Origin of the sequence: Streptomyces africanus, assembly GCF_002150735.1 — a bacterium.
Taxonomy (GTDB): domain Bacteria; phylum Actinomycetota; class Actinomycetes; order Streptomycetales; family Streptomycetaceae; genus Streptomyces; species Streptomyces africanus.
Genome location: NZ_MUKA01000162.1, coordinates 1 through 6,787, shown reverse-complemented (window position 1 = coordinate 6,787; position 6,787 = coordinate 1). Strand labels below are relative to the sequence as shown.

Annotated in this window: 4 protein-coding genes and 1 pseudogene; all 5 read right to left on the bottom strand. The window is 72.7% G+C overall.

The window, feature by feature from the left end:
- Window positions 1-191: pseudogene (locus CCL05_RS46290) on the bottom strand (ComF family protein); the annotation flags it as partial.
- A gap of 243 nt (window positions 192-434) precedes the next feature.
- Window positions 435-2,267 carry an LpqB family beta-propeller domain-containing protein gene (locus CCL05_RS20350; protein ID WP_086561918.1) on the bottom strand — a complete coding sequence of 611 codons (1,833 nt, stop codon included), beginning with the start codon at window positions 2,265-2,267 and terminating at the stop codon, window positions 435-437.
- The gene (gene mtrB, locus CCL05_RS20345; RefSeq protein ID WP_086561917.1) at window positions 2,257-4,527 is read right to left on the bottom strand and encodes an MtrAB system histidine kinase MtrB; all 2,271 of its coding nucleotides are present in this window, start codon (window positions 4,525-4,527) and stop codon (window positions 2,257-2,259) included. Before mtrB ends, CCL05_RS20350 begins: the two co-directional genes overlap by 11 nt.
- A gap of 1 nt (window position 4,528) precedes the next feature.
- Window positions 4,529-5,218, bottom strand: a complete 690-nt coding sequence (gene mtrA, locus CCL05_RS20340) for a two-component system response regulator MtrA (RefSeq protein WP_003990656.1) — start codon at window positions 5,216-5,218, stop codon at window positions 4,529-4,531.
- Window positions 5,219-5,419: 201 nt separating this feature from the next.
- Entirely contained in the window at window positions 5,420-6,568 is a 1,149-nt protein-coding gene (gene mtnA / locus CCL05_RS20335) for an S-methyl-5-thioribose-1-phosphate isomerase (protein ID WP_086561916.1), read from the bottom strand.
- Window positions 6,569-6,787: the final 219 nt, after the last annotated feature.

Here is a 6,787-nt window from a genome sequence, read left to right as displayed (position 1 = left end):
ACGTCCGGCGCCGGAGCCGCCCGGGCTGCCCGTGGTGCATGCGGCGGCTCCGGCGCCGGACGTACCCGGCGTGCCGCGACTCCGCTCAGCACCGCACGGCACTCAGGGCACAGCACCGTACGAGGCCTCCCACAGCCCCCGCACTCGGCCGGCAGCACCAGGTCGGTGAGGTCCTGCCACCACCCCCGCATGGCCACCACTGTGCCGCCCCGGGCCCTGCCCTGCCACCCCTGTGGACAACGGCCTGTGGACAACTCCCTGCCCTTCGAACCGCTCGCCCCCCACACGAGTGACGGCTCGGTTGAACGGCCTGTTTGGCTTCATCCAGCGACTCCGGGGGGCGGCCGGAGAGGAGCGCCCGGAGCCCCAGGGGGCCCGGCAAGGCGACCCACTGAGCCAGCCCCCCGAGGGGACCGGCCAAGGGGCACCACACCTCACCCCGGATAGACCGGCGCCGTCCCCTCCGTCACCTTCTGCCACTGCGCGCCCGACGGCAGCCGGACGATGCCGTCCACCGAGTACGCCACCAGCGGCAGCCGCTCGTCCTCGGCGGCGGTGACCTCCTTCACGCCGGTCAGGGCCGCGGGCGCCGGTACGTCCGGCGTGGAGCCGTCGACCTGGACGTACCGCATCTGCTCCACGCCGCCGTGCTCACGCCCGACCACCACGAGCCGGCTGTCCCCGGCCCACGACATGGCGGTGACCTCTTCCAACTCCGGCGTAGCGGAACGCAGTTCCACCACCCTGACGGCAGGCTGCTCGCCCGGCTTCCCCTCCCGCTCGATCAACCCGACGAGCAGGGTCTTCTTGCCGCCCTTCTCCACGACGAGCGCGATCCGCACCCCGTCGGCGGCCACCCGCACGGCCTGGACCCGCCCGTCCAGGCGCGGCACGCGCACCTCCAGCGGATCCCCCTTGCCCTCCTCCAGCAGGAGCAACCGTGGGTCGTCCGGGTCACGGTCGGCCACCCACAGGCCGTCGTGCGCGTCCCAGCTGGGGGCCGTCAGCCGATCGGCCTCGGTCCGGCCATGGCTGCGCAGTACCGGCTCGCCCAGCGAACCGCCCGAGACCAGCGACGCCACGTACAGCGACTTGCCGTCGAGACTGACACCGGCCGCGGTGTGCTCGTCGCGCGACACGGCCACCGACCGCAGTGCCGTATCGCCCTCACCCAGCGCTCCCGGCGCGGGGTCCGACTCGGGGTCGCTGCTGCCCGCCGGGATCCGTACCAGCCGGTCCTTGCCGTCGACGAAGTACAGGAAGTCGGGGCGCCGCGCCGAGCTCCGGAAGGCGGCGGCATCGACCGCGCCCTGCCTGAGCGAGCACAGCTCCTCCCCGCCGACCCGCAGCTCGACCTCCTCCACCGCGGGGCTGAGGCTCTGCAACGTGAACAGCAGCTGGGCCGCCATCTCCTCGCACCGGTTGGTGCCGATGCCCGCGGCCTTGTCGTTGAGCGGGACCGTCAGCTTGTTCCGGTCGTCCGGCGTCAGCGCACCGGTCTTCTTCGGCAGCGCCGTACCGGTGGGGAAGCTCGACCTGACGACGGGCCCCAGCCACCGCGTGGGCCCGTTCAGGACGGAGCGCACCACCTGCGTCATGGGGTCCACCCGCCGGCGGACGTAGACGGGGTCGGCGACCGCGGTGGGCTGGCTGTCCGCCTCGGCCGCCGTGGTGTTCGAAGCGAAGTAGTACTTGTTGACGGACATGTAGTTGCGCTGGAAGTCCGACTCACCCATGACGACGCCCTGCGGCAGCGTGTCGATCCGCCACTGCCGGCTCTTGTCGTCCTGCGTCAGGTGCACGGTGCGGCCGTACGCCCCGGTGGCCGGCGCGTACGCCTGCTGCGCGTCCACGGTGGCCACCTTGGTGCCGGTGAGCGTGTACGAGATCTCCCCGGTGTCCTCCCCGCCGCCCCCAGCCTCCGGCTTGGCACCCGGCCCGTCCGTCAGAACGGTGGTGGAAACCTCCGGCTGCCACGTCTTGGCGGCCTCACCGGTCAGATACTGCCGCGCGGTCTTGTAGTGCGGATCGTCGCTGGTGAGCGCCTCCAGGAAGCCCTGCACGATCTCCGAGGGCGGCGCGTCCTCCCCCGGCGGCACGGCGAACACCCGCACCTGGGTGTCCTGGCGCGGCGTGGACTCCACACCCCGCAGATCTCCGCTGTCCGGCATCGAGGCGCACCCCGCAAGCAGCAGGACGCCACCGGCGGCGTACGCCATCACACGCGCGGGCCTACGCCGACCACGCCCCCCACGGTCAGCGCCCACGAGATGCCTCCCCATGTCTGTCCGCGCTCTCCGCCTCGTTCTCTCTGCCCGACCCCGCGGATCCGCCGTCCCTGTCCGCGTCCCGCGGCCCGCTCACGTCCCGGTCCCGAGAGGCCCCACCAGGACCACTGGGCTCGCGGTCGCCGGCGGTCCCCGCCGGGCCACTCACCGCACCGTTGCCGACCGTGCTCGCCGGACCACCCACGACACCATTGCCCGCCGGGCCGCCCGCGCCCCCGTCGCGAACCGGCCGCTCCGGGGTCGCCTGCGGATCGTCCTGCCGCCGCGAGGCGGGCCGGGGCACCACGCGCGCGCCGTTGCCGGGCAGCGCCGTCGGATCAGCCGTCGGGGCCGCGGAGGCCGCCCGCGGCGGTATCGGATCCCGCGCCGACCCCGACGGCACCGGCCCGCTCGCCGACTGTGCCGGCACGGTCGCCCGCTTCTCGCCGTCCCCGCCGCCACACGGCAGCCCAGCGTCGTCGAGCCCCCGGTTCCGCCGTGAGTCCTTGGGCTCCAGCGGTATCGGCGAGCCCCTGAGCGGCTCGTCCGCGGTCCTGGGCAGCGTCAGCCGGAACTGGGAGCCACCGCCCGGCTCGCCCCACGCCTGAAGCCAGCCACCGTGCAGCCGCGCGTCCTCCAGGGCGATGGACAGCCCCAGACCCGTACCACCCGTGGTACGCGCGCGTGCCGGGTCGGCCCGCCAGAAGCGGCTGAACACCCGGGTCGCCTCGCCCGGCTTGAGCCCGACCCCGTAGTCCCGCACCGCGACCGCGACCGCGCCACCCGCCGCGGCGAGCTTGACGACCACGTCCCTGCCCTCGCCGTGCTCGACGGCGTTCACGACGAGGTTGCGCAGCACGCGCTCCACGCGCCGGGCGTCGGCTTCGGCGACGACGGGCTGCTGGTCGCCCAGGATCCGGATCTGCGTACCCTTGCGCTCCGCGAGCGGTTCGGCCCCGCTGACCACCCGCCGTACGACCTCCCGGAGGTCTATCGGCTCCGCCTCCAGCGCCGCGGCACCCGCGTCGAACCGGCTGATCTCCAGCAGATCCGCGAGCAGCGACTCGAACCGGTCCAGCTGGTCGGCGAGCAGCTCCGCCGACCTCGCGGTCACCGGGTCGAAGTCCTCACGCGCCTCGTGGATGACGTCCGCGGCCATCCGTACGGTCGTCAGCGGCGTACGCAGCTCGTGCGACACGTCCGACACGAACCGGCGCTGCATCCGCGAAAGGTCCTCCAGCTGGCTGATCTTCAGCTGGAGGTTCTGGGCCATCTTGTTGAAGGCCTCGCCGAGCCGCGCGATGTCGTCCTCGCCGGTGACCTTCATACGCTCCTGAAGCCGCCCGGCGGACAGCCGCTCCGCGATCCCCGCCGCCATCCGCACCGGCGTGACGACCTGCCGCACCACGAGCCAGGCGATGGCCCCCAGCAGGACGACGACGAACAGCCCGGCCGTCGCGAGGGTCCCCTTGACCAGGCTCAGCGACTTCTCCTCCTGGGTGAGCGGGAAGAGGTAGTAGAGCTGGTACGGGTCCCCGTTGGGGTCGTTGACCTGCTTGCCGATGACCAAGCCCGGCTGCGAGTCCTTGGTCGGATTGTTGTAGGTGATGCGGGCGTAGCTCTGCGCGGCCATCGTGCTGCTGCCGATCCGCTCGCGCAGGTCGGCGGGCACGCTCCGGCTCCAGTCCACCTCGCCGGAGGCCCGCTGCCCACGGCCGCCCGCGCCGCCCTCGTCGGAGGCCGGGAGCGTCACCACGTCGAAGGCGCCCTGGCCGCCGCTGGACAGCGAGGACGCGAGGTCGCTCATCCACTCGCTGACGTTCTGCGCGGGACGCCCGTCCGCCGTGGCGACATCGCCGCCCGTGCCGCTCGACGCCTCGTCGGCCCGCTGCTTGGCCACCGCGAACCCGCCCGTGGCCTGACTCTGGGACGCCTTCACCTTGGCGTCCAGCAGGCCGTTGCGCACCTGCCCGATGACGACGAAGCCGAGCAGCAGGACCACGCCCAGCGACATCAGCAGCGTGGTGACGACGACCTTGAGCTGGATGTTGCGCCGCCACAGCCGCATGACGGGCAGCAGCGGCCGACGCACCCACCGCATGAACAGCCGGATGACCGGGCTGCCCTGGACCCCGCCCTGGAGCAGCAGCCCGCTCTCCAGGAACCGCCCCCAGCGGGAGCCGGACTTCTTCCGCCCGACAGGCCGCCCCGGGCGGGCCCCGGACCGTCCGGGCGCCGGAGCGGCACTGTCGCCGGACATGTCAGCTCGGCCCTGCCTTGTACCCGACACCACGGACCGTCACCACGATCTCCGGCTTCTCCGGGTCCTTCTCGACCTTGGAGCGCAGCCGCTGCACGTGCACGTTGACCAGACGCGTGTCCGCCGCGTGCCGGTAGCCCCACACCTGCTCCAGCAGCACCTCGCGCGTGAACACCTGCCACGGCTTGCGCGCGAGCGCGACCAGCAGGTCGAACTCCAGCGGCGTCAGCGCGATCGACTGCCCGTCCCGCTTCACGGAGTGCCCGGCCACGTCGATGACCAGGTCACCTATGGCGAGCTGCTCCGGAGCGGGCTCCTCCGACCTCCTGAGCCGCGCCCGGATCCGGGCCACCAGCTCCTTCGGCTTGAACGGCTTCACGATGTAGTCGTCGGCACCCGACTCCAGGCCCACGACGACATCGACCGTGTCGCTCTTCGCCGTGAGCATCACGATGGGCACACCGGACTCCGCCCTGATCAGACGGCACACCTCGATACCGTCCCGGCCGGGCAGCATCAGATCGAGCAGCACCAGATCGGGCTTGGACTCGCGGAAGGCGGCCAGCGCCTTGTCGCCGTCGGCCACGAAAGACGGCTCGAAACCCTCACCACGCAGCACGATGCCGAGCATCTCGGCAAGTGCGGTGTCGTCGTCGACGACAAGGACTCGTCCCTTCATAAACGACATCATCCCATTCTCATAACGGTGGCGAAGGCAGCGGTGAGGTAGGTCACCGGCCAGTGACCATAGTCGCAGCAAGCGCTACTGTCTGCCCTCGCCCGCCCCCCTTGTTGATCTCGACGACGGGCAGCGGCAAGCCCCTCGCCCCCGCGAAGGGACGAGGCCGCCGGAGCCCGCGCCACTGCGCACGCGCTCCGGCAGCCGCCCGGCTCAGCCCGCCGCCGCCCGGCGCGACCGGTTACACACCTCGGCGAGCGCCTCCGCCGTGACCGGCGAAACCGCGCCCTCCTCCGTGACGATCGCCGTCACCAGCTCGGGCGGGGTCACGTCGAACGCCGGGTTGTACGCCTGCGTCCCCAGCGGCGCCACCGGAATGCCACCGCCCGCCTCAGCCCCGGTCACCGGCACCTGCGGCGCGACGAACTCGGTCACCTCATGACCCGCCCGCTGCTCGACCTCGATGGACGCCCCGTCCGGAGTGTCCGGATCCACCGTCGTCACCGGCGCCACCACGATGAACGGCACATGGTGATACCGCGCCAGCACCGCCAGCGGATAACTCCCGACCTTGTTCGCCACCGAACCGTCCGCCGTGATGCGGTCCGCCCCGATCAGCACCGCGTCCACCTCCCCGGCGGCGAACAGCGACCCGGCCGCGTTGTCGGTAAGCAGCGTGTACGCCATCCCGCTGCGCGCCGCCTCGTACGCCGTCAGCCGGGCGCCCTGCAACAACGGCCGCGTCTCGTCCACCCACAGACGCCGCAGCCGGCCCGCCCGGTGCGCCGCGAGCGCCACCGCGAACGCCGTCCCCTCGCCGCCCGACACCAGCGAACCGGTGTTGCAGTGCGTCAGGATCCGGTGCCCGCCGCCGGGCAGCAGCTCGTCCAGCAGCGCCAGCCCGTGCTCGGCCATCCGCCCGCTGGCCTCGGCGTCCTCCCGGTGCAACTGCCGCGCCGCCGCCAGCGCCGCCGCGGCCGCCTGCCGGATGTCACCCCCGTCGGCCAGCGCGGCCTCGTGGGCCGCTTGCGCCCGGCGCACACCCACGGCCAGGTTCACCGCGGTCGGCCGGGCACTCGCCAGCGCCGCGGCGGCCTCGTCCACGTCGAAGCCCCGCACGGCGGCGAGCGCGACGCCGTACGCCCCCGCGATGCCGAGCAGGGGCGCCCCGCGCACGGCGAGCGAGCGGATCGCCTCCACGAGCGCGGGCGCGTCCGTACAGACCAGTTCGACCTCCTCGGCCGGCAGCCTCGTCTGGTCGAGAAGGACCAGAACGGGTCCTTCCGGTGGCTCTTCCCAGCGGATCGCCGGGATCTCGGTCGGCCGCTTGTCGTCGCCGCTGTACGCGTACTGATCAGCCATGCGGTCAGTCTGCCCCCTATCGCGCGGACAATTGAAGGTACGCAGCCCATACCGCGGCCGGTCACTCCAAGACCACCCCATGGCACGATGGCTGCCAACCTGCCGCCGCGACCGCGGACGGGCACCGTGAAGGAGCGACGATGAACGACACTCCGGGCTGGGCCTCGCCCGGATCCGCCCCGTCCGACGGGCAGAAGCCGGACGCGTCCGGCTTCTGCC

Excerpts from the sequence above, each read along its gene's own strand:
- mtnA (WP_086561916.1), bottom strand. The coding sequence starts at position 6,568 with ATGGCTGATCAGTACGCGTACAGCGGCGACGACAAGCGGCCGACCGAG.
- mtrB (WP_086561917.1), bottom strand. The coding sequence starts at position 4,527 with ATGTCCGGCGACAGTGCCGCTCCGGCGCCCGGACGGTCCGGGGCCCGC.
- mtrA (WP_003990656.1), bottom strand. The coding sequence starts at position 5,218 with ATGATGTCGTTTATGAAGGGACGAGTCCTTGTCGTCGACGACGACACC.